Source organism: Shewanella sp. N2AIL (assembly GCF_022690845.1).
GTDB lineage: Bacteria > Pseudomonadota > Gammaproteobacteria > Enterobacterales > Shewanellaceae > Shewanella > Shewanella baltica.
In genome coordinates this window covers 51722-74214 of sequence record NZ_JALBYT010000008.1, presented here as the reverse complement: position 1 = coordinate 74214, position 22493 = coordinate 51722, and the positions used below count along the sequence as shown (strand labels likewise).

Sequence of the window (22493 nt, the reverse complement as noted above, 5' to 3'; positions counted from 1 at the left end):
CACTAACCTCCTACTGCAGAGTTGAGTACAGAGACTGGCTGTTGGTCTTGTAGGCTCTCGTTACCGCGGATCACCACGGGCGCATCTTTAGGTAATGGGCTGAGGATTTCAATCCCGATGGCGCTCGTATGGCCCACTTGAACGGTATGCCGTTGGGCTATGTTGTTTTGCACGGTAAAGACACTGAACTGGCCGTCGGGGTGACGGACTAGCGCATCTTGCGGCACGACAACACTGTGTTGCGCCCGCTGTAAGTGGAAGGTGGCGGTGGCCGATGTGCCGGGCATCAAAAGTCCATCCGCTTCGGGAATGGTCAAGCGTACTAAGAAGCTGCGAGCATTGTGGTCGCTCACAGGGACAAGGGCACTCACATGGCCGATAAACGCTTGTTCAGGCAGCATGTCGGCGGAAATGTCAACGTGAGTCGCAGTGGCTACGCTTTGGAACATTTCCTGCGGCACTTGAATGTCGAGCCAGAGCTGTTCTTGGGATACTAAGGTGAAGATTTCAGTGCCGACATTAACCCATTCACCGGTTTCAGTTTGTTTGCTGGAGATCACCCCTGCAAACGGCGCCATCAGTTGGTGGCGGGCGACTACCTCTTTTTGGTGTGCGAGTGCTGCCGTTAAACTCTGCAGATTGGCTTCGGCCTCGGTTAACGCCGCTTGGCGAATCGCGCGCTCTGTTTCGGGGAATAACTGCTGAGCGCTGAGTGTTTGCGCCTCGGTGAGGAGTCGCTGCTTTTCTGCCAGCATGGTCTTAGCGGCTATTACATCGGCTTGACGCTGTGCTAATTGATGTACGGCTAAGGTATCGTCGAGTGCGAGTAAAGGCTGGCCTGCGCGGACTTGCGAGCCCGCATCGACCAGCACTTTGGCGACTAAGCCATTGGTACGTGCCGATAAGCGAGCCACCCGTGCGGATTTAATGGAGCCACTGAGTGGCAACAGTTCATTGGTGCTGCCCGTTTGGGGCAAGGCGACTGTTACAGGTACTGCGCTTGCGTGGACTGCAAAACACAGCAGGTATAAACCTATCATTAAATACCGCACGTTAACTCCATCTCACTATTAAGATTGTTACTGAGTGATAAAACTCGTGGTGGTGATGTGTAAAACGCTATCAACCTCGTTGCCAGCCAGTGTTTGTTTGCCTTCTGTGGTGTGGTTGCTGACGAGCAAGTAGCGGCCTGCATCTGGGGTATCGAGGGCGAATTTACCTTGGGCATCGGTAGTGAAAGACTTGCTCCAAAAACCGGGGCGATACACTTGCACTGAATGGTTCACCAGTGGCGCGCCTTTATAGCTAAGCACAAACTCGGGAGCGCCTGACTTTACTGGCGTAAATTCAAAATCTTGCAGCGCTTTGGTGTGTTCTTGTCCCGTGCGAGCGTAGAGTATTGCGGCCTGTAGTCCGGTCTCAGTTTTCCATGGTTGCCACGCGGTATCGGCATAGAAACTGATGTCACTCTTGCTATCTTGGGTTTTGACCAGTAGATGATCGGCCTGCGCTGTGGCGGTTAACGGTGTCTTGGCATTGGCGGCGAAAATACGCGCCGCGCTTAAGGATGCTAACTCTTCTGCCGAAGCTTGCTCTGAACCCGGTTCGCCAAATTGCACTTTAACCGAACCATCGGTATTACGCTCAAGCCACACTTCATGCGCTTGAGCCGAAAAGGCGATTCCGCCGAGTAAAGTGAGTATTGCAAATGCTTGTTTCATATAATTATCCTTAATGTTGTTTAGGGTAGCGTGCAAATTTTTACAGTGTCCAACGTAGTGACAGCGTGGCATTACGTGGCTCGCCAAAGTCTGCGTAACCCCAGAGTGAGCGGTTATAGTTTTTGTCGAAAATATTGTTAATGTTCACTTGCATCGAAATCGACGGTGTTATTTGGTAGCCAAACATTAAGTCGACGAGTGAGTAGGCTGATTGTGTTTGGCGATAAGCCACATTCGGCGCGCCATCGACGCCATAAATAGTGCCTTGATAGAAAGTGCTGCTCTGCCAGCGCCAGCTTGCGCCCGCAGTAATGCCCGGCAGAATGTCTTCAAAGTTATATTTAGTGGTGAGTTTGAAAATATCTTCGGGTAGATAAGTTTGACGACGTAGGCCATCTTCATCTTCCGCGTCGTTATGGGTATAACCGCCACTGATATCCCATAAGTCGGTAAGCCGTCCGGCAATTTCTAACTCGTAGCCTTTAGTGGTAATGCCATCCACACTTTCGTAGATAGAATCCCCAGAAGGGAGCTGACCTTTACCCGCATATTCGGGTTCGTTGTCTTTATTGGTTTCGTAGATGGCCGCTGACATATTGAGTGTGTCATCGAACAGTGCGACCTTGATGCCGCCTTCGACGTTGGTGCCTTCTGCGGGTTCGAGCAGTTGGCCATCTTCACCAAAATAGGTGCCAGGTTTGAAGATTTCAGTACGGCTGGCATAGACAGAGATTTGTTCGGTCACATCGTAGACTAGGCCATAGTAGGGGATGAAAATGCCGGTTTTTTCCATGGTCGCATCTGTGCTATTGCCCACGAGATCATGTTTTTCGTAGGACCAGTTACTCACGCGTCCGCCGACCATTAACTTCAGGGAATCCAACAGATTGACACGGACTGTGCCGTAAACACCCGATTGGCTTTGCTCATTGGTTTGGCCATTGGTGGGTGAATTAGGAATATTAGGCTTGGGGTAATTGCCCTGATCCGCGACGTTATAGCGACGTTGGCGTCCAGATTCAGTGTTGATGTTATCGAACTCGTTGTCACCGTAGTTAAAACCGATCACAGCGCTATGTTCACGGCCGAGTAAGTCGAAGTTACCCGTTGCATACAGGTTGAAACTGTTGGTATCTGACTCGCGATCATGTTGGGCGGCATAGGTATCGCCCCAAGGGCCGACAAACTCGCCGGTTGATTTCACTATGTTGTCGCCAGGGTAAAAGGCCAATGCATCTATGGTGGCGTTAGCAATACGATAGGCACTGACGAGTGACCAGTCGTTATCGAATCTATGTTTAAATTCGGCCATGAGACTTTTTTGGGTCACGTCCCAATGGGTCCAGTCCTGTGAGCTGGAATAACTGCGGCCGAACTCGACAGCTGTGCCATCGGTATAAAATGCAGGATTAGAGTTCCAGTTATACACACCGTCGGTTTGTGATTTTTGATAGTCCGCAAACAGTGACAAGCTAGTATCTGTACCTAGACTCGTTTCAACTACGCCATAAAGCACTGTGGTATCGCGTTGATAGCGGTCGATAAACGAATCGCCTTTCTTCACCGCACTGACGAATCGACCTTTCACATTGCCTGAATCCGTGAGCCAGCCAGAAACATCGGCCTCAAGTCTATAGGTATTCCATGAGCCATAACTGATACTTGCCGTGGCACGGGTGTCATCCGTTGGGCGTTTGCGAATAAAATTAACCGTGGCAGAAGGTTCACCTAAACCACTTAAGATCCCAGCCGCACCTTTTAATACTTCAACCCGTTCGGCAATTACAGGGTCTAAACCTTGATCTATTGAGCCGCTGTAAACATGGGATGAAGAGGTGGTGATTAAGCCGTCAATTTGCACCCCGCTGTCGAGTGCATAGCCGCGCACGAATATCTGACTATTTTCAGAGGCATCGCCCACCATAGTGACGCCCGGAGTGTGATTTAACACTGACTCCATAGTGACCAAACCTTTATCACTGATCATCTCTTCGGTAATCAAAGTGACGCTTTGCGGGGTTTCTTTGAGTGACATAGACAAACCCGTGGCGCTATTCATTGCCGCTCGGGTGTAGGTTCCTACTACGTTTAATCTTTCTATCTGTTCTGTATCTTCTTTCTCATCTTGCTTAGGGTCCGTATTGGCTTGAACCGTCAAAGTGAGTGTGCTGAGAAGTACAGGGATCAATGGCGAGCGCCATGACGTTAAAACAGATAGGGGAGGCATGGTATTTCAATCCTTTCAGGCGATTTCAGATTAAATGATGATTGGCGATCCTGAGCGCAAATAAAGCACATAGTTGCAAATGAGAATCGATCGCATGATAGGTTTGTTGAAAATAAATGCAATATGCCCAATGTGTAAATTGTTGAAGCGGGGTTGTAACTTATTGGCGAATAGTTTGTCAGCGAGCTGTGATAAGCGGTCGCGGTGAGTGCTTCACTTTTAGCGCATGCCTTACTATAACTCGGTTTCAGGGCATCGACTTGGAACAGAAGCTGTTGTGACTCAAGTTCCTTTAGCCAACAAAAAGGCCACAGTCGTTACCGACTGTGGCCTTTAATCTTTACAATTGAATCGAAATCCTACGGACTTGTTAAGCCTAAAAGTATGATTTACACCTTAGGTTTACGCCCGCACTTGGCCTGTACCTGAGACTAAATACTTCTCAGCGGTCAAGGACTCGAGTCCCATTGGGCCGTAGGCATGTAGCTTAGAGGTCGCGATGCCGATTTCGGCGCCAAGACCGAGTTCGCTGCCGTCGGAGAAGCGCGAAGAAGCATTGACCATCACCACTGAGGCATCGACTGCACGTTGGAAGCGTGCGGCTGTGACTTCGTTTTCGGTGCAAATCACTTCGGTGTGCTGGCTACCAAAACGGGCAATGTGTTGGATTGCATGGTCGAAGTGATCGACTTGGCGAATGGCGATTTCGAGATCTAAATACTCTTGGCCGAAATCGTCTTCTTCCATATAAGTACAGTTTTCGAAGTAGCCACCGGATTGGGTACAAGCATTGATTTTAACCTTATGCTCGGCCAGCGCTTTGGCCACTTTAGGCAGGAATTGCGAAGCAATTTCTTGGTGCACTAATAGGGCTTCGAGGGCATTACACACGCCTGTGCGCTGGGTTTTACCGTTGAGCAGTAAGTCCAAAGCAATATCCAGATCGGCATCTTTATCGACGTATAAATGACACACGCCTTTAAAATGCTGGATCACTGGGATTTTACTGTTGTCAGACACAAAGTTAATCAAGCCTTCGCCGCCACGGGGAATGATTACATCAATATAATCTCGTTGCTGCATCAGTTCCAACATCAGTGCACGGTCAGGATCGGGCACTACTGTGATTAACGCCTCGGGCAAGCCGTACTGTTTCAATACACTTTGCAAAATGGTGGCGATAATTTTGCTGGTGTGCAGCGCCTCTTTACCACCGCGCAAAATCACGGCATTACCGGATTTAAAGCACAGGGCACCCGCATCGGCGGTAACATTCGGACGCGCTTCATAAATCATACAAACCACGCCTAATGGCACGCGCATCTTGCTGATGGATAAGCCGTTAGGTCGTTGACCAATATAACGTTCATTGCCAATCGGATCGGGCAAGGCAGCGATGGTTTCAATCCCTACTGCCATGGCTTCTACGCGTTCTGGCGTTAACGTTAAGCGGTCGAGCATTGCAGGGGCAACGTTATCGGCTGTTGCTCTGTGTAGGTCAATCAAGTTAGCGCTTTGGATTTCGTAGGACTTTTCACGTAATGAACGCGCCATGTCGAGGAGTACAGTATTTTTAAGCTGTTCGTCAACTTGGGCGAGAATAAGAGCCGCTCTAGCAGCTTCTTGAGATAAGTTTTTGATTAAAGTCATATTTACTCCGCTTAGATGTTTACTCGCTCATATTTATTCGGCTGATGCTTATTCGAGAATGGCGATGTTTTTCTCGGAAATGATCGGTCCAGTCTTTTGCTGAAATTCACTGGCAAACTCGCGATCGTCTTGGTCCGTAATAAAGCTAAGTAAACAACTGCTGTAATTGGATTTGGCCTTGGCCAATTTAGTACCATCACCTTTGCGTACTAAAATGGTGTCACCGGCAGAAAAGTCCCCATTGATGGCAACGACATCGTCGCTGGTCAATTGCTCGCTATGGAGATCGAGGGAGATATTAAAGTCATTTTCAACAATGACTTCGCCCTGAGCCTGCGAGGTATGTGTCATCCAGTGCAAGTGATCTTGCATTGGCTTTTCATCGGGGGTAAATAAGGTTCCTGGGTTTTGGCCCTTCAACAATTGATTGAATGAGTCAGCATCAAAACCATTGATAATAAAGGTTTCGATCCCGTGGGAAATCGCCTTCTTGGCGGCTTGTATCTTAGTCCGCATACCACCTGTACCAACGGCACTGCTGGCGCCGCCTGCCATGGCGTAGATCTCGGCATTAATCTCGGTCACCTGCTTGATAAGCTGTGCATCGGGATTTTCATGGGGGTTTTGTGTGTAAAGCCCATTCACATCCGAACAGATAATCAGGGTATCGGCATCGGCCGCTGCGGCTACCATGGCCGAGAGATTATCGTTATCGCCAACTTTGAGCTTGTCGGCGGTCACGGCATCGTTCTCGTTGATGATAGGCAGTAGCCCATGTTCGAGTAGGCTGAAAATAGTATCTTTAATACTGATGTAACGATCTCGGTTGCGTAAATCACCGTGGGTTAACAGTAGCTGTGCGGTCGGGAAATCAAATAACTTGTTCCATGTGGCCATCATATCGGCCTGACCTGCTGCTGCCATGGCTTTCTTCACTGTGACGCTGGGTTTATCAACCTCGCCAAAGTGATGCCATCCTGCGGCGACTGAGCCCGAAGAGACCAAGACAACTTGGATCCCTTGGGCACGACAATAAGTAATAAATTGGGCAATGCCGAGTAAGTAGTGGCTGCTGCAACCTTGTTTGTGGGGTGCAATCAGGGCACTACCTACCTTAACGACAATGCGTTTCCAGGGTAAGTCAGTCATACCTGCGCGCCTCATCTGTCTTCGGCTAAAACACGGCCAGCCTTATGGAATAATTTAGTGGTTTTGGCACAGGGATCAGTATCGAGTAACGAGACTATCCAAATCACCACACTGCTCACGGCAAAGCCGGGGATCATTTCATACACCACTGTGGTTAAGGCTTGTCCATCTGCCAATACCGGGGCATAAATCCAAAACAACACTGTAGCTGCGCCTGACACTATGCCGGCAATCGCGGCTTTGTGGGTTAGGTTCGCTTTATACAAGCTAAACAAAACTAACGGACCGAAAGCGGCACCGAATCCTGCCCATGCATTACTCACCAGTGATAGCACACTGCTAGAGCGGTCGAGCGCCAGTAGACTCGCGACAATTGCTACGCCTGCTACGCCAAAGCGTCCCATTTTCACCATGTCTTTCTCGGTAGATTCTTTCTTCGAAATCACGCGATAGATATCTTCCGTGAGTGAGCTTGATGACACTAATAGCTGCGATGAAATGGTGCTCATGATCGCGGCCAGAATGGCGGCCAGTAAGAAGCCACTAATGATCGGATGGAACAACAACTCAGAAAACACGATAAAGATGGTTTCAGGATCGGTCAGCTTCATACCAAATTTATTGGCGTAAGCGATACCGACAAGACCTGTTGCCAGTGCACCCACAATGGTCACTGTCATCCAGCCCATACCTATGTGTCTGGCGGTTTTAATGTCAGCTACTGAACGAATCGCCATAAAACGCACAATAATATGCGGTTGGCCAAAGTAACCGAGTCCCCAAGATAAGCTTGAGATAAGCCCTAACATAGTGACGTTTTGCATCGCATCGGTGAAGTGTGGAATCGACTGATACGCAAAGTTCAACATAGTGTCAGCGCTGGTAAATTCTTGATATGCCACGACAGGAACTAAGACTAAGGCGACAAACATAATACAGCCTTGGACAAAGTCAGTGAGGCTCACTGCCAAGAATCCGCCTAAAAGGGTATAAGAAACCACAACCGCTAGTGTGACGACTAAACCTATGTCGTAGTTCAGGCCAAATGCTGACTCAAACAATTTACCGCCAGCCACTAAACCTGCTGAGGTATACAAGGTAAAGAAGATCACAATGATCACGGCCGAAATAATACGGATACTGCCGTTGGCATTGCCGAAGCGTTTAGCAAAAAACTCCGGGATAGTGAGGGCGTTGTCCGCCACCTCGGTATAAACCCTAAGTTTTGGTGCGACGATCAAGTAATTGATTAGAGCACCAATCAATAGCCCAAGTGCGATGTAAATGGTTTCGAAACCAACCAAAAACATAGCACCGGGAAGACCCATTAGCATCCAGCCACTCATGTCAGATGCACCCGCTGAGAGTGCGGTGACCTGTGGACTTACCTTACGGCCGCCAAGAATATAGCCTGACACATCGCTGGTGGATTTTTTGTAAGCGAATAAGCCAATGGCGAGCATAACGATAAAGTAGATAGCTAAGGAAATGTAAGCGAGGTAATTCATTGGTTATTTTTCTCCTAACGCTTTGTTATTTTGAATAATACTCGGTTTCAAAATGACAAAGAGATAGGTGCTTAATATTGCAAGTAAACACATAAACTGCATTGATTCCTTAGCGTGTAATCGGGTAAAGCTTGCTACTTGCGAGATGAGATTTTCCTCTGGTGGGTTCTCCGTAGACATAATTTCTCCTTGGTTGATAACTGAATTTATATCACCAATATAGTTAGTGATCTAACTATATTAAGGCATTTTATCGGCCAAATATCAAGCTTCTATTGGATTTAAATGGTTTTGGTGGCAGTAAAAGAGCGGCTTTTGGGGCGAAAAATAGTTTGAGAACTGACTATTTTTCTGAGGTGTTTTTCTGCTCGGCGATACTGTGAGCAGTGCGTTCGAAGGTTAAAGTGATGCGTTCAAACATCCCAGTAATCATAGTGAATTGTTCGTGGGGTAACGGACATTGGGCCAGCGCTTGTAATAAGGCCTCGCTGCTGATTTTAAACTCTTCTGCGACTTGTCCGTGGGCGCAGGCGATAAATGCCTGACCTAAATTGTGTTGCCAGAGGTTGAGTGCATTTTCTAAGCCTAAGTTTAAGTGCGTATCTGAAATACCCTGCAACATGCGCCGAATCCGAATCGACACATGGCCCAGATTAAGTGCCGTAAACACCAGATCGGTAAATACCCTCGAACTCTTGCCCGAGCCTTTTTCATAACTGGCGATCCGCAGCAGTCGATCGCCCATGCGGGCGTTAAACCAAGGCTCAGGATCATCATGCTGCGCGATATGCACCAGATCTTTTTGGATGGATTGCAGCAGACGATATTGCATCAACCGCTGGCTGGGTTCGGTAATCAATTTAAACAACCAATACAGTACCGTAACGCCAACAAAAATCGCTAAGGCATTGCTGACGGTGTTTTCTATCGCAAATGAAATGGTGTTGCTGGGCTGCACTAACACAGCAAACGGCACGCAAATGCCGAGCCCATAGGGCAAGGTCGGTCGATTCGCCAAGGCGAGTAAGCCAATAAAAAACGGCCCAGCGAGCACTAAAACGAGGATTTCGAAATCGCAGCTACTCTGTGCCAGCAAAGGTAAAGCATAAAACACTGTGAGGGGTACCGCGATAGTGATGCCGACAAGAATGCGGCGCAAAATCGTGGTTAACATCGGCAGTGGCTGGCGCGCCATCATGATGGAAAAGACCACGGGCAGCAGGATCATCATGAGGACCGCGCTCGACCCTGTGCCAATCCACAATGAAGCCCCAATGACAAACACCGCCATGCTGCGCAGGCCCGTGGTAACGCCTATTAATGGATCTCGGTGAAACTCCATCGGCGGCGCGTTGAGCTGCACCGCAGAGTGACTGGTCAGCACGTTGTAGCTCTTGAGCACCATGATCAGATCGGCGCTTAATTCCATCGCGACTTTGAGTAAGCGCGTCTCTAACGGCGCGCGGTCGCGGTATTGCATCAGGTTTTGCTGGAGTTGATACCTCAAGGTGCGCGCCATTTTGTAGCATTCTTGGTAATCACTGGATTGCGCCATCAAGGTAAAACTACTGCGCATATTGGCTAAGGATTTCGCGAGTGGTTCGCTAACAAGATGGGAATGATTACGTTGCAGCCGGCCAAATATTTGGATTGCCGCCAATAGCGAAAGGGTTTTATTGCAGAGAAAGTTTGCCGCATGGCTCTGCCCGCGTCCTTCGGGGCCTTCATAAATCACCGCACTGGAATCGTCACTCAGCGCCGATACTGACTCCATAATCGTGTCGATATGTTCATGGCGACTCGCATGTTCCCCCTGTAAATCGAGTTCTAATGCAAGATAGTTAAGCGTATGATTAATTGTGTTTTTAGCATGCAGTTGCAGACTATGTTTTACCTTGCTCGGCCAAAGTAGCGAGCTGACCAAGACGGCGCATATCGCCCCAACAACAATCTCGCTGATCCTCGACTGCGCCACATCGAATATTTTTGCGCTATCGGCCGTGCTCGGGCTTGCCATCACAATGAGCACTATCAAGCAGGCGGTCATGCCCGCCATAGCAAAGGCATAGACAAAGTTTTGCTGGCGTACCATGGCCGACAACCCAGAATTTAGCCCTATCCAGCAGGCGAGTAATCCTAAGGCGAGTTCGGGATAGGGCGTAAACCAGTTGAGTATGGCAATCCCCGCGAGCGCGCCTACTAAGGTGCCGCCGATTTGGCATAAGCCCTTTTCGATCACGAGTCCACTTTCGGGGCGAATTTGCAGGAATACCGCCGACACCAGCGCCCAATATGGCCGTTCTAGATTTAAGAACATGGCCACATATAAGGCGAGCGCCATCGAGATCACGCCCTTAATCGCGAAGATGAGGGTTCGTCGGTCTGGAAAGAATAAACTCTTCAGTAACAGCGTCATAATGACTATTTGTCAGTCTGTAGCTGGATGGAAACTGTCATGCCGACGCTCAGCTCTATGTCCTTAGGAATGCTATCTAGCTGAATATCGACCGGAATACGCTGCGACAACCTCACCCAATTAAAGGTTTGGCCGATTTGCGGCAATAACTGTCCATTAGTAGTGACATTGGTGTTAGCGATTGCTTTACCTATGCTGGTCACTTTGCCATGCAAGACATGGCCGCCACTCATCAGGCTAACATCGGCGTTTTGACCTATGTGAACCAAGGGGATTTTGGTTTCTTCAAAATAGCCTGTGATATAGAGGGAGTCTTGTTTGACCAGCGAAAATACTGAGTTGCCTTTGCTTACATAGTTGCCATTGCGCAGACTTAAATTGATCAGAGTACCGTTTTCGGGAGCGTGAATTTGCGTCCGCGCTAAGTCAATTTTGGCGGTATTCAATTGCGCCTGTGCGAGTTCATAACTGGTTCTTGCCAGTTCGGTATTGATAAAGGCTTCGTCGAAGGTTTCTTTGCTGACCAAGTTGTCATTGGTCAAACCGATACGGCGTTTGTACTTATGTTTTGCCAGTTCCCATGCCAATTTTTGGCTTTCCGCTTTGGCATTCAATTCGGCAATCGTGGCCTTGTAGCGGGTATCGTCCACAGTGAACAACACATCACCTTTATTGACGATTTGATTGTCTTTTACATTCAGTTGATTCACCCAACCGGACACATCTGGCGCTATGGTAATGATTTCGGCGCGAACTCGGCCGTCGCGGGTCCAAGGAGAATAAAGGTAGTGCGACCATATCCAATGTCCCGCGATACCTGCAACCGCGACCACAATGAGGGTGAGGCTGATACGAAAGATTTTTCCCATGAACAATCAACTCCCAAGCAAGTAAATGACCAACGCCAGATAGCAGATAAACAGCCCAACTTCGAACCAAGCTTCGCGCCACAGCTTGTGATAGAGCCCAGTTTGATAGAGTACCAAGCGAGTGATGCAGGAAAGCAGAAAAGCTAAGGGGATAAAGATAATTAATGGACTAAATAACAAACCATCGAACGCGAGTTCTTTAAGCATTAGGCTATTCATCCCGATTACAGTGGCGCAGCGATAACCGCGCTATGTGTTTAAAATGCAAAGTACTCAGTCGAGATTATAGGAAAGTCGCGTGAGAGTTAATGATTTTATGTTATCTGTGATCAATTAGGGCCAGCATTAGCTGGCCCTAAATATGATGAAATCAAAGCGAAAATCACTTCTACCTCATGGTAACAAACTCTTCCGCGCCCGTGGGGTGGATAGCAACGACCGCATCGAAATCGGCCTTAGTTGCACCCATTTTCATAGCGACGCCGAAACCTTGGAGGATTTCGTCCATACCAAAACCAATACCATGAATACCGACGACTTTTTCGTCCTTGCCAGCGCAAACTAACTTCATCTTACAGGCTTGGCGATGGGCCGTGACGGCGGTGTACATTGAGGTAAACGTCGAGGTATACACTTTGACGTTATCATCGCCGTAGTGAGTACGGGCTTCTGGTTCGGTCAAACCCATAGTGCCGATTGGTGGATGGCTGAACACGACGGTTGGGATCAGGCTGTAATCCATTTTGGCATCTGTCATGCCGTTAAATAAACGCTCGGATAACAAACGGCCCGCTTTAACCGCAACTGGGGTGAGCTCTACGCCGCCCGCCATAATGTCGCCGACACAGTAAATTCCTTTGTGAGTGGTATTTTGTTGCTCGTCAGTGATGACATAGCCCTTGCTATCTACTTGCACTTCGGTGTTTTCTAAGCCGATATTGCCCGTCGCAGGTGAACGGCCAATTGCCCAAATTAGGCAATCGACAGTAATGCCTTCACCGTTTTCTAAGCTCAGTGTTAGGCTGTCATCGGAATTTTTAACCACAGCTTTTGGTACGCTATGGGTGTGCAATGTAGGGCCTTCGGTCGCCATGGCTTCAACGAGGGCATCAACTAAGATGGGGTCAAAGTTACGCAGCGGCGCATGTTTACGCACTAATAAGTGAGTTTCACTGCCTAGAGCGTGTAACACGCCAGCGACTTCAACGGCGATATAGCCCGCGCCCACAACGGCAACGCGTTTTGGTTGCTCACGCAGGGCGAAGAAACCATCGGAGTCGATACCATGCTCGGCACCAGGAATATCAGGAATAGTCGGCGCGCCGCCAGTGGCGATGAGGATGTTATCGGCAGTGTAATGTTCGCCGTCCACTTCAATAGTGTTGCCATCGACAAAACGGCCGTAGCCATTTAACAGGGTCACTTTGTTGTTGGCAAAACCACGGCCGTAGGCATCATGAATGCGGCCAATGTAGGCTTCGCGGTTCTCGACCAAGGTATTCCAATCGAATTTATTAACAGTGACGTCGAAACCATAATCTTTGGCGTAAAGGTTCATCGCTTCGGCAACATGGGCGCCATACCACATGACTTTTTTCGGCACACAGCCTACGTTTACACAGGTGCCACCTACGTGTTTGGCTTCGATGAGTAGAACCTTAGCACCACGCATTGCCGCTCGGTTTGCTGAGGCGATACCGCCGCTGCCTGCGCCTAGGCAGATATAGTCAAAATGTTGAGCCATGAGTTTCTCCGTCTTACTTCAAGGATGAGATGCTTTACAGCAGAAGGTCATTGTAGGGGTGTTTGCGATAACAGACCAGCCCATTGCATGACTAACGTATAAGACCGTACTTTGACTGAAAAAGATCCTGAACTTTACACTTACCCGAACTGGGCATCAGCTGTTCATCGGGTCGCCGTCTAGCGGCGATATTGGCAATTAGAGTGATCGTTTTGAGCTGGACCTTCTGCGCCACATTTCAAACATTGCCATTCCTTTTGGCGGGCGCTGAGTTCGTCGGCTTGATACGTAGCGGTGTTATCTTGCTGGCCGCCGAGTTGCGCTTCTAACTGATCCATACGTTTATCGAGCCAGCGGCAGTTGGGATCATTGGCTACGTGTTCACGGCTTGCAAGTTGTTGCTTGCGGCTGAGTTTTTTATTCTTAGCGGCTTTGGTCGATTGCGTGGCTTTAGTGGATTTAGTGGCTTTGTATGGCTCAGCTGGCGTGAGAGTGGGAGCCGAATACTCGAAACTGCTTTGCACTTGGTTAGGCAGATTAATCGGTTTGCCCTCACTGTCGAGCAAGGTGCCTAGGGGCAAAGGCGCGGTTTGTGTCGATTGTAATAAGGACTCTAGACTCGGTTCAGATTCAGGCTCAAGTTCAAGTAATTGCCGTGCGTCAGCCGAGTGTATGACCGGGAGATAAAGTAGAAGTAAGGCAATAACGGCGGTGCGGATGAGATAAAAGTGCTGGGCTAACATTCCCTGTTCCTCGGTAAAATCGATATGAATGGTGAGTCGTTCCGTCGACTTTTTGAGTGTAGTTAGTGAGCGCTATTTTGCCAAATGGAGCGGGATAAATTGACAGAGGAAGGTTGTAATACCGCGCTAAAAACACGGCGCTAAGAATGAAGTTAAAACATTATCGCAAAGTGGATGCCGGCATAGGTCTCATCTTGCGAGCTCATATCGCCATTCGCTATCGCTTCTTGCTCAATATCTCCTTGGGCAATACTGTGGCTGATGTGACCATCGATACTCATGTAGGATGACAGCTGATAACTGGCTTCAAGGCCAAATTGCAGGTTATTGCGGCCATCGTGTTCTTCTGTGCGGTATTTAAAATCAAACCCTTGAGTGATGTATGGCGTGAGGCTAAGTTGATCTGTGACATGCCAATAACTGTGCAAACTCACTTCAACAAAGTAACCCGCAGCTTCGGTTGAATAGACGTAACTCATCGATGGTATTAGCCAAGCTTCTGCGGTGTAAGCGAGTTCGGCAAATAGCTCGTTATCGTGGCAACGGCTATCGCTGTAGCCTTCAATGCGTTGATAGCCCACATTAGCCTCTAGGTTTTCGGCCACATCAAACCCATATTCAAGGCCGATATTCCACTCAGTGTAGGCTTGGCTATCGCCGCGGCCAACTAAAGCGTAGACGGTGATATTGTCTTGCTGGACTGCGGTATTTAGCCAATAGATGCCGCCATCTTGCAGATTATTGCGACCCTGTGAGACGTATTGACTGTCCCACCCTAAATCCAGTGTTACAGCTAAGGCTTGGCTATTCTGGCTGGGCAATCCGGCGCTTGAAATGCTCTCGATACTTTCTAGGCTCTCATTGGCGAATGCGTTGTAGCTAAGGCCGTTGATGCCTAAAGTACAGAGGATGCTCGCCATCAGTTTTACTGAGTGTGTTGCCATATTTTTGCTGATTTAGGTAGAAATGCGTTTGTTAGGGCGAGAATACCTTTCCCATAGATAAGTGTTAATGCGAATTGATTCGATTTGCGATCAAGCCGACAATAATGCTTAGGTACATTAAGCGTAAATGCTAAATGCGAACGAGTTCACTTTTTTTAAGCAGAAATAGCGTTAGCAAGGCGTTCGAAGGGGGCAATCGGTTTTCTCGCCTTGATAAATAGCCCGTTAGCCCTTATCTATAAGTGATACAGATTGTTGAGGAGTCAATATGAGCAACCCTTTGCTTAGCGGCGCAAAATTACCGCTTTTTTCACAGATTAAACCGGAACATATTCAAGTCGCCGTTGAGCATGCCATTGCTCAGTGCCGCACTAAGATTGATGAAGTGCTGCAGAATCAAGGTCCTTACACTTGGGACAACTTGGTCGCGCCACTAGAACAGGTTGACGATGAACTGAGCCAAATTTGGTCGCCCGTTTCTCACATGAATTCAGTGACCAGCACCGATGAATGGCGCGCTGCTCATGATGCTTGTTTGCCGCTATTGTCGGAATACGGCACCTATGTTGGTCAACACCAAGGTTTGTATCAAGCCTATAAAGCCTTGCGTGCATCGAATGAATTTACACAGTTAAGCCAAGCCCAGCAGAAGGTGATTGAACACAGCTTGCGCGATTTTGAACTATCGGGTATTGGCTTAGATGACGCGCAAAAAGTGCGTTATGGCGAAATGGTTAAACGTCTTTCTGAACTCACCAGTGGCTTTTCGAATCAATTACTGGATGCGACTCAAGCTTGGACTAAGTTAATCACGGATGAAGCGGAACTTGCTGGCCTGCCAGAGTCTGCCAAAGCCGCCGCTAAGGCGATGGCCGATGCGCGTGAGTTAGACGGTTGGTTGTTTACCTTAGATTTCCCTTCTTATTTACCTGTCATGACTTACAGCGAAAACCGCAGTCTTCGGGAAGAGTGTTACCGCGCCTTCGTTACTCGCGCTTCAGATCAAGGCCCTAATGCTGGCGAGTTTGATAACAGCCCGCTGATGGACGAAATCCTAGCGCTGCGCCACGAACTCGCATTGTTACTCGGTTTTGACAGTTTTGCCGACAAATCCCTAGCGACGAAAATGGCTGAAACGCCGGCGCAGGTGATGGCATTTTTAAATGAGCTAGCGCTGCGCTCAAAGGATCAGGCTAAAGCTGAATTGGCCGAGCTGAGAGCGTTTGCCGAGACGGAATACGGCGTGAGCGAAATGGCATCTTGGGACTTAAGTTTCTATGCCGAGAAGTTGCAGCAGCACAAGTATGAGATTTCACAGGAAATCCTGCGTCCTTACTTCCCTGAAGATAAAGTGCTCTCGGGTTTGTTCTACACAGTCTCGCGTTTGTTCGGCCTTAAAATCGTTGAGCAAAAAGACCTTGATCGTTGGCATAAAGACGTGCGTTTCTTCGATATTTTCGACGAAACTGACGAACACAGAGGCAGTTTTTACCTCGACTTATATGCCCGTACAGGTAAACGTGGCGGTGCTTGGATGGATGACTGCCGTGTGCGCCGTCAAACCGCCGATGGATTGCAAAAGCCAGTGGCCTATTTGACCTGTAACTTTAATGGTCCGGTCGATGGTAAACCTGCGTTATTTACCCACGATGAAGTGACGACCCTGTTCCACGAATTTGGCCATGGTATCCACCACATGCTGACCAAAATCGATGTTGCAGGCGTGTCAGGTATCAATGGTGTACCTTGGGATGCGGTCGAGTTACCGAGCCAATTTATGGAAAACTGGTGCTGGCAGGAAGAAGCCTTGGCCGAAATTTCTGGTCACTTCGAAACGGGTGAGCCATTACCTAAAGCCTTGTTAGATAAGATGCTGGCGGCGAAAAACTTCCAATCCGGCATGATGATGCTGCGCCAACTCGAGTTCTCGCTATTCGATTTTAGAATGCACCACGAATACGACCCCGCTAAAGGCGCACGCATTCAAGAAACCTTAGACGAAGTGCGTCGTCAGGTAGCCGTATTAACGCCGCCAGACTTTAACCGTTTCCAACATGGTTTTGCCCACATTTTTGCGGGCGGTTATGCTGCGGGTTATTACAGCTATAAATGGGCAGAAGTGCTGTCGGCGGATGCGTTTTCCCGCTTCGAAGAGGAAGGGATTTTCAACCCTGAAACGGGTCGTCGTTTCCTGCACAATATCCTCGAAATGGGTGGCTCAGCCGAACCTATGGACTTGTTCAAACAGTTCATGGGACGCGAGCCTAATATCGATGCCTTGTTAAGACATTCAGGTATTGCTGCATAAGCTAGATAAGCAATTGTTCACCTTGATAAATCAGCCCATTATAACGGGCTGATTTTCTCTGAGCATTTAGTTTTGCTAAACGATAAAAAGGCGTCATCTGACGCCTTTTTTGTGACATAGGTCCCGCTTGCCCTGTGGTATGACCTCTGTTAGCCTGTGGCTCTTATTCCAAGGGCGACTCGTTATGAATCTGTATTTTCGTTTGTTTTGGTTGTTATTTTGGCGCACGCGCTACTGCCGTAAGATCGATTTTCTAGGGACAAGCCGTATCACTTATCGTGCTTTACCGAGTGATTGCGATATCAATTTCCATCTGACTAACTCCCGCTATCCCGCGTTTATGGATCTGGCGCGGACTTATATGTTGGCCGAGATGGGTCTGCTGAAACGTTTCTTAAAGTTGGAGTGGATGCCGATAGTTAACGCCGCCGAGTTTACCTATATTCGCGATATCAAGCCGCTAAAAACCTTTGAAATTGAAACCAAAGTCGTCGGTTGGGATGAGAAGTATTTCTATATTGAACAACGCTTTGTGAGCGAACGTGGCCTGCATTGTATCGTGCATGTGCGCGGCGTGTTCGTGTGCAAAGGTAAGCAAGTGCCGCTAGATGTGTTAGTAAAAGAGGCGGGTTATACCGATGCTGCACCCGAGTTGCCGCCCGAAGTCGTGAAGTGGAAAGCGTTTTTGCAGTTGAAGAAAGAACGCAATATGTGATCTTGTTGAGGCATGACTTACCCGCTAAGGTATGCCTCTTATTCCCGCCGTTTCCTCCATTTCAGCCAGCAACACCTCTTCTTGTACTAACATCCAAGCGCCGCGCAATTGTGCCTGCTGCCAATAGCGCACGATTTCATCCAAATCCAATAGATTTAAGTGTTGAAAGCTATAACTTAAACAAGGGATTAGGGCGCAGTCGGCTAAGGTAAAACTGTCGCCACAAACCCAATGGTGTTGCGTGAGTTGCGTGTCTAAGCGTTGAAACTGGGCCAGTAGTTGTTTCTCTAATTGTTTGATTTCGAACTCGTTGCTGTCCTCGGTATGCTTCAACTTTTCTAATTGAAATAATGGGTTATTAATATCATTGTCTATGATGCGATCGAACAAACGTACCTGTAAGTTGCGTTGCGGTTCTTGGGGCAGCAGCTGGGTACTGTTATTAAAATGCCTATCTAAGTATTCAATAATAATGCTGGATTCGGGAACAAGCAGCTCATCGTGGGTTTTGAGCAGGGGAACTCTCGCCTGCGGATAGGTTTGGTGAAATTCCTTGCGTGAAAAAGGGTCGCGCAGATCTATGATTCTGGGATAGAAATTGGCCTGCTTTTCATAAAGTGCGATCAGCACCTTTTGTGAATAGCGAGATAAGGGGTGATAAAAAAGCTCCATAGGCACTAACTCCAAACCCTGAATTTTACTGACTTTACGCCTTAACTTTAGTCGTAATTAAGGTGCTTGCTGTAAGAGTTTTTCTAAAAAATGCAGGGATAAACACAATTTTTAGCGGCAAAGCCAAATGATCCATCAAGGATAAAAATCGGTATTATTAACGACATATTAAAAGTGTCGGGATTTAATCATTTTAAAGGTAATAATATGAGCCAGTTAGAGCGTTTTTCATCTATTTATGCCAGAGCCAGTGAGCGCAAAGGCGGGGCTGCGGGACTCGAAGCCTTGTTGTCTGGCTGCCTGTCCGATGATGAAATTCGCCAGTATCGTGATGCTGAATTATTGTCAGCGATGAGCCGTCAGGTGTTTCAAAGTGGTTTTGTATGGCGGGTGGTTGTTAATAAATGGCCTGAATATGAGAAGTCATTCTTCGGGTTTGAACCGCATAAAGTGTTGATGTTATCCCCTGAACAAATTCAAGCGCGGGCGAGTGATGTGACACTGATCCGCCATCTAAAAAAGACCCAAGCCATTTATGACAACGCCTTAATGATCCACGATGTTGCTCGCGAACATGGCAGCTTGGCGCAGCTGATCGCCGCTTGGCCGACGCAGGATATTATCGGTTTATGGGCACTGTTAAAGAAACGCGGTACCCGACTGGGCGGCAACACAGGTCCTTATTTTCTGCGCGGCATTGGCAAAGATACCTTCTTGTTAACCGATGATGTGCAAGGTTATTTTAAAGCGCACAAGTTAGTTGATGCGGGTTTTACGTCGCAGACAGCGCTTAAACAAGTGCAAGCCGTATTCAATCAGTGGCAACAGGAATCGGGTCGTTGTTTGGCCGACATCAGCCGTATTTTGGCTTGTAGCGTGGGGGATAATCGAATTTAGGATATTTAGATTTAGCATATGTAAGTGCAACATAAAAAAGACCAGCCGCGGTGGCTGGTCAAGGCTCTATTCATCAAGCCACTGGAGTGCCGCAGGGAAGCAGCGGATGAGCGGGTAACGCGACGAACTACACTTAGAAACTTTTGCTGATACCCACGACAAATCTGTCATCGAAGATTTCAGTCTGAGTGCCATAGACCTTGTGATCGGTATCCACTGTGCTGCCGTGGTAACGGACATCAAAATTCAACCCGTAGAATACTTTGCTTAGACCTAAGTTCCAGTGTCCCCAACCTTCGGCACCTTCACCGCTCAAGTCTTGATAACCGACAGAGCCTGAGATTTTTACGCCATTATCGAAGTTGTAGCTTGGGTGCAAGGCATAGTTCACGCCGTGCCAGCCATCGACACCAAACCAGTCATCGACTGTGGGTGTGACTTCTAATTGCAGATTGGCGCGGCCAAACTGTTTGCCCACTTTGAGCCAGAGTTCTGTGTAGTTTGAATAGGATGCACCTGGGTAGAGGTATGAAAACAGCATCACATCATAGGTAAATCCTGAGTCGCCAAATTCACCGGCTTTGCCGATAAAAGGCGCGGTAACGATCTCTAAATTAGGATCGGCAAACTTAATGTTGGAGCTAAATACCCCAGCATACCAACCTTCATTGTGATTCCAGCTTAAGGTGCCTTGCACTACGGGGATATCGCCGTCTAAGGTTTCAGATTCACCGCGGAACACATAATCGGAGGCAAAGTTAACATTGGCATTAATCGTACCGCCAAAGAGCTGGTTGTCATCGGCCGCTTGAGCAGTCATAGCAAGGGAAAGTAACGCCCCACTGAGCAGAAATTTAGTGCGAGTCTTCATAATCATCATCTCAAAATTATTTCAAATTATTGGGAGTTGTTAGCGCACCATTATCGTAAAAATAACTTGTGAATAGCCGTGATGCTTGGAATGAACCAATCACGAAAATATGTGAATGAATATGAACAAATGCGTTTTTAAGCGAGGAATTTTTAGCTTTGTAAGCAATATTCGTCATTAAAGAAGTGTTAATTGTGGGAGTCTGAGTTTCATTTAATGGGGTATTAAACTGGATTTCGGGTTTGCTCCGCCTATGGCTAACCACTAAAATAACCCGCTCAGTATAATTTGAGACGGTTACTTTTATTGTTGTGGGTTTGACTCAAACCATTGGCGCCGTATTTCGGCCATATGTCTGAGGTAACAAACTGCACATTAATCCGCTAAATGATGCTTTTTACGCGCAGGCAGTCTGAAGCCAATTCCTTGCTTACTCTCTTTCGGTATTGTCAGTCTTGATAGGTCGTTTTTAGCGACTTGATGCTGAGAGTGGCCTGAGTAAAAACAACAGTGCTGCGTTTTCGTCTCTATGTACAAATTATTGCAACAAGTGGCGGTTAAGCTAACGCTATTGAGCTGTGGGCCTTGGCCTATGGCAAGTTTAGAATATGAACAGATTTGCAACATATTCAATATGGAGTAGGCTTATTGGGTGTTTTACGGCATATCCCTCTAACAATGTTACCCAAAGTTAACAGGCTTTTTAAATCGAATAACAATTCGATGAATATAGTAATGTCGAATGAGTGAAAATTTTCATTAGTTTACAATTTAGTTTCGTTATCTTCCTTGTTGATTCATATAGGCTATGAGATAAATAACGGATTTGATTTTAGTTACAATTACGGCTCGTGTCAGCGCAATAAGTGTACTGGTATGTGGGCAGTTAATATTTGAAGGAGTTCTCATGCGGCAGACAATTAAACTTGCCTCAGTTATAAGCGTGGCGTTATGGATGGCAGCTTGCAGCCCTCAAGAAGAGAAAGCTCAGGCGGGCGCTGGCCCACGTAGTATGGAAGTGGGAATCCTTAATGTTGTTGCCCAGCCACAAGTGATTCAGGTGGAGTTACCAGGACGCAGTAAAGCTTTCCTCGAGGCCGAAGTTCGTCCACAGGTGAGCGGTATTATCACTAAGCGTAGTTTTGTTGAAGGTGGCAATGTGAAACAGGGTGAATCCTTGTATCAAATTGACTCTGCAACTTATAAAGCCGCATTAGTGAGTGCCAATGCCGATTTAGCCAGAGCCAATGCGGGTTTAGCCTCAGCAAAAGCTAAGGCTGCACGTTATCAGCAACTGGTGAAAACCAACGCCATCAGTAAGCAAGAATTTGATGAAGCTGAAGCGGCATATAAAGAAGCATTAGCGAATGTCACCGTGGCAGAAGCTGCGATTAACACCGCTAAAATCAACCTGCAATACACTGAAGTATTAGCGCCTATCTCTGGTCGTATCGGTAAATCGAGTGTGACTGCGGGTGCGTTAGTGACAGCGAACCAAAGCCAAACGCTGGCGACGATTCAACAACTTGATCCTATCAATGTGGATATCGCGCAATCGAGTGCGCAGTTGTTACGTCTTAAAGCTAAGTTGAAGCAAGGTAAGCTACAAGCTTCAGAAAATGCTGATGTGCAGCTGTTACTCGAAGATGGCACACAATACAGCCATCCAGGTAAGTTACAGTTCGCCGAAGTGAGTGTGGACCCAAACACTGGTTCAGTCATTCTGCGCGCTGAATTCCCTAACCCTGAAGGTATCTTGTTACCTGGTATGTATGTTCGCGCTATGTTGAATGCGGGTACTGATCCACAGGCTATCTTAATTCCACAAAAAGCCATCACGCGTAACTCTAAGGGTCAAGCAGTGGCTATGGTTGTGAATGACCAAGGTGTCGTTGAATCGAAAACTGTAACGACCGCTGAAGTGATTAACAACCAATGGCGAGTCACTTCTGGTTTAGCTGTGGGCGATAAATTAATTGTGGAAGGATTACAGAAAATTCGTCCAGGCGCTCCAGTAACCACCAAAGTTATTTCTGAAACGCAAGCACAATAGGGCATA

19 protein-coding genes are annotated in these 22493 nt (G+C 47.7%); 4 read left to right on the top strand and 15 right to left on the bottom strand.

What is annotated here, in order from left to right; translation table 11 throughout:
- Positions 1-2: 2 nt before the first annotated feature.
- The 13 genes from MO387_RS06955 to MO387_RS06895 form a co-directional block, all read right to left on the bottom strand.
- On the bottom strand, positions 3-1052 hold the full coding sequence (locus MO387_RS06955) for an efflux RND transporter periplasmic adaptor subunit (protein ID WP_107949983.1): 1050 nt from the start codon (positions 1050-1052) through the stop codon (positions 3-5).
- Between the two features lie 27 nt (positions 1053-1079).
- Positions 1080-1721, bottom strand: coding sequence for a nickel transporter (locus MO387_RS06950; protein ID WP_107949980.1), 642 nt, complete (start codon positions 1719-1721; stop codon positions 1080-1082).
- Between the two features lie 40 nt (positions 1722-1761).
- Complete coding sequence (locus MO387_RS06945; protein ID WP_107949978.1) at positions 1762-3948, bottom strand: TonB-dependent siderophore receptor; 2187 nt, start codon at positions 3946-3948, stop codon at positions 1762-1764.
- Between the two features lie 402 nt (positions 3949-4350).
- Positions 4351-5598, bottom strand: a complete 1248-nt coding sequence (locus tag MO387_RS06940; protein WP_107949975.1) for a glutamate-5-semialdehyde dehydrogenase — start codon at positions 5596-5598, stop codon at positions 4351-4353.
- A gap of 48 nt (positions 5599-5646) precedes the next feature.
- A complete protein-coding gene (gene proB, locus MO387_RS06935; protein ID WP_107949973.1) occupies positions 5647-6747 on the bottom strand; it encodes a glutamate 5-kinase in 1101 nt (366 codons plus the stop codon).
- An 11-nt stretch (positions 6748-6758) separates the two neighbouring features.
- Entirely contained in the window at positions 6759-8255 is a 1497-nt protein-coding gene (putP, locus tag MO387_RS06930; RefSeq protein WP_012090617.1) for a sodium/proline symporter PutP, read from the bottom strand.
- 3 nt (positions 8256-8258) lie between these two features.
- Positions 8259-8435: a hypothetical protein gene (locus MO387_RS06925; RefSeq protein ID WP_006079436.1), complete on the bottom strand. Its 177-nt coding sequence runs from the start codon at positions 8433-8435 to the stop codon at positions 8259-8261.
- Positions 8436-8598: 163 nt separating this feature from the next.
- Positions 8599-10671 (bottom strand): FUSC family protein, encoded by a 2073-nt coding sequence (locus MO387_RS06920; RefSeq protein ID WP_242326147.1) that lies wholly within the window; start codon positions 10669-10671, stop codon positions 8599-8601.
- 5 nt (positions 10672-10676) lie between these two features.
- The gene (locus MO387_RS06915; RefSeq protein ID WP_006084695.1) at positions 10677-11540 is read right to left on the bottom strand and encodes an HlyD family secretion protein; all 864 of its coding nucleotides are present in this window, start codon (positions 11538-11540) and stop codon (positions 10677-10679) included.
- A 6-nt stretch (positions 11541-11546) separates the two neighbouring features.
- Positions 11547-11747 (bottom strand): DUF1656 domain-containing protein, encoded by a 201-nt coding sequence (locus MO387_RS06910; protein WP_006079439.1) that lies wholly within the window; start codon positions 11745-11747, stop codon positions 11547-11549.
- Between the two features lie 181 nt (positions 11748-11928).
- A complete protein-coding gene (gene gorA / locus MO387_RS06905) occupies positions 11929-13284 on the bottom strand; it encodes a glutathione-disulfide reductase (RefSeq protein WP_107949968.1) in 1356 nt (451 codons plus the stop codon).
- 179 nt (positions 13285-13463) lie between these two features.
- Positions 13464-14027: a hypothetical protein gene (locus MO387_RS06900; RefSeq protein WP_107949966.1), complete on the bottom strand. Its 564-nt coding sequence runs from the start codon at positions 14025-14027 to the stop codon at positions 13464-13466.
- Positions 14028-14179: 152 nt separating this feature from the next.
- Entirely contained in the window at positions 14180-14971 is a 792-nt protein-coding gene (locus MO387_RS06895) for a hypothetical protein (RefSeq protein WP_107949964.1), read from the bottom strand.
- A gap of 268 nt (positions 14972-15239) precedes the next feature.
- On the opposite strand from MO387_RS06895, the gene prlC reads away from it, so the two are divergent.
- Positions 15240-17279 (top strand): oligopeptidase A, encoded by a 2040-nt coding sequence (gene prlC / locus MO387_RS06890; RefSeq protein WP_107949962.1) that lies wholly within the window; start codon positions 15240-15242, stop codon positions 17277-17279.
- 184 nt (positions 17280-17463) lie between these two features.
- The gene (locus MO387_RS06885) at positions 17464-17994 is read left to right on the top strand and encodes a thioesterase family protein (RefSeq protein WP_107949960.1); all 531 of its coding nucleotides are present in this window, start codon (positions 17464-17466) and stop codon (positions 17992-17994) included.
- 24 nt (positions 17995-18018) lie between these two features.
- Here the strand turns inward: MO387_RS06885 and MO387_RS06880 are convergent, their stop codons facing one another.
- Positions 18019-18666, bottom strand: coding sequence for a glutathione S-transferase N-terminal domain-containing protein (locus MO387_RS06880; protein ID WP_006084668.1), 648 nt, complete (start codon positions 18664-18666; stop codon positions 18019-18021).
- A gap of 207 nt (positions 18667-18873) precedes the next feature.
- On the opposite strand from MO387_RS06880, the gene MO387_RS06875 reads away from it, so the two are divergent.
- Positions 18874-19563 (top strand): DNA-3-methyladenine glycosylase I, encoded by a 690-nt coding sequence (locus MO387_RS06875; protein WP_107949957.1) that lies wholly within the window; start codon positions 18874-18876, stop codon positions 19561-19563.
- Positions 19564-19696: 133 nt separating this feature from the next.
- Here MO387_RS06875 and MO387_RS06870 read toward each other — a convergent pair whose 3' ends face one another.
- Positions 19697-20443 carry a TorF family putative porin gene (locus tag MO387_RS06870; protein ID WP_011845425.1) on the bottom strand — a complete coding sequence of 249 codons (747 nt, stop codon included), beginning with the start codon at positions 20441-20443 and terminating at the stop codon, positions 19697-19699.
- A gap of 898 nt (positions 20444-21341) precedes the next feature.
- Between MO387_RS06870 and MO387_RS06865 the strand changes: the two genes are divergently transcribed.
- The gene (locus MO387_RS06865; protein WP_006079450.1) at positions 21342-22487 is read left to right on the top strand and encodes an efflux RND transporter periplasmic adaptor subunit; all 1146 of its coding nucleotides are present in this window, start codon (positions 21342-21344) and stop codon (positions 22485-22487) included.
- The last annotated feature ends 6 nt before the right edge of the window (positions 22488-22493 follow it).

Bases quoted from the DNA above. Each gene is read 5' to 3' on its own strand.
- MO387_RS06950 (WP_107949980.1), bottom strand. From the start codon at position 1,721: ATGAAACAAGCATTTGCAATACTCACTTTACTCGGCGGAATCGCCTTT.
- MO387_RS06945 (WP_107949978.1), bottom strand. From the start codon at position 3,948: ATGCCTCCCCTATCTGTTTTAACGTCATGGCGCTCGCCATTGATCCCT.
- MO387_RS06940 (WP_107949975.1), bottom strand. From the start codon at position 5,598: ATGACTTTAATCAAAAACTTATCTCAAGAAGCTGCTAGAGCGGCTCTT.
- proB (WP_107949973.1), bottom strand. From the start codon at position 6,747: ATGACTGACTTACCCTGGAAACGCATTGTCGTTAAGGTAGGTAGTGCC.
- putP (WP_012090617.1), bottom strand. From the start codon at position 8,255: ATGAATTACCTCGCTTACATTTCCTTAGCTATCTACTTTATCGTTATG.
- MO387_RS06925 (WP_006079436.1), bottom strand. From the start codon at position 8,435: ATGTCTACGGAGAACCCACCAGAGGAAAATCTCATCTCGCAAGTAGCA.
- MO387_RS06920 (WP_242326147.1), bottom strand. From the start codon at position 10,671: ATGACGCTGTTACTGAAGAGTTTATTCTTTCCAGACCGACGAACCCTC.
- MO387_RS06915 (WP_006084695.1), bottom strand. From the start codon at position 11,540: ATGGGAAAAATCTTTCGTATCAGCCTCACCCTCATTGTGGTCGCGGTT.
- MO387_RS06910 (WP_006079439.1), bottom strand. From the start codon at position 11,747: ATGCTTAAAGAACTCGCGTTCGATGGTTTGTTATTTAGTCCATTAATT.
- gorA (WP_107949968.1), bottom strand. From the start codon at position 13,284: ATGGCTCAACATTTTGACTATATCTGCCTAGGCGCAGGCAGCGGCGGT.
- MO387_RS06900 (WP_107949966.1), bottom strand. From the start codon at position 14,027: ATGTTAGCCCAGCACTTTTATCTCATCCGCACCGCCGTTATTGCCTTA.
- MO387_RS06895 (WP_107949964.1), bottom strand. From the start codon at position 14,971: ATGGCAACACACTCAGTAAAACTGATGGCGAGCATCCTCTGTACTTTA.
- prlC (WP_107949962.1), top strand. From the start codon at position 15,240: ATGAGCAACCCTTTGCTTAGCGGCGCAAAATTACCGCTTTTTTCACAG.
- MO387_RS06885 (WP_107949960.1), top strand. From the start codon at position 17,464: ATGAATCTGTATTTTCGTTTGTTTTGGTTGTTATTTTGGCGCACGCGC.
- MO387_RS06880 (WP_006084668.1), bottom strand. From the start codon at position 18,666: ATGGAGCTTTTTTATCACCCCTTATCTCGCTATTCACAAAAGGTGCTG.
- MO387_RS06875 (WP_107949957.1), top strand. From the start codon at position 18,874: ATGAGCCAGTTAGAGCGTTTTTCATCTATTTATGCCAGAGCCAGTGAG.
- MO387_RS06870 (WP_011845425.1), bottom strand. From the start codon at position 20,443: ATGATGATTATGAAGACTCGCACTAAATTTCTGCTCAGTGGGGCGTTA.
- MO387_RS06865 (WP_006079450.1), top strand. From the start codon at position 21,342: ATGCGGCAGACAATTAAACTTGCCTCAGTTATAAGCGTGGCGTTATGG.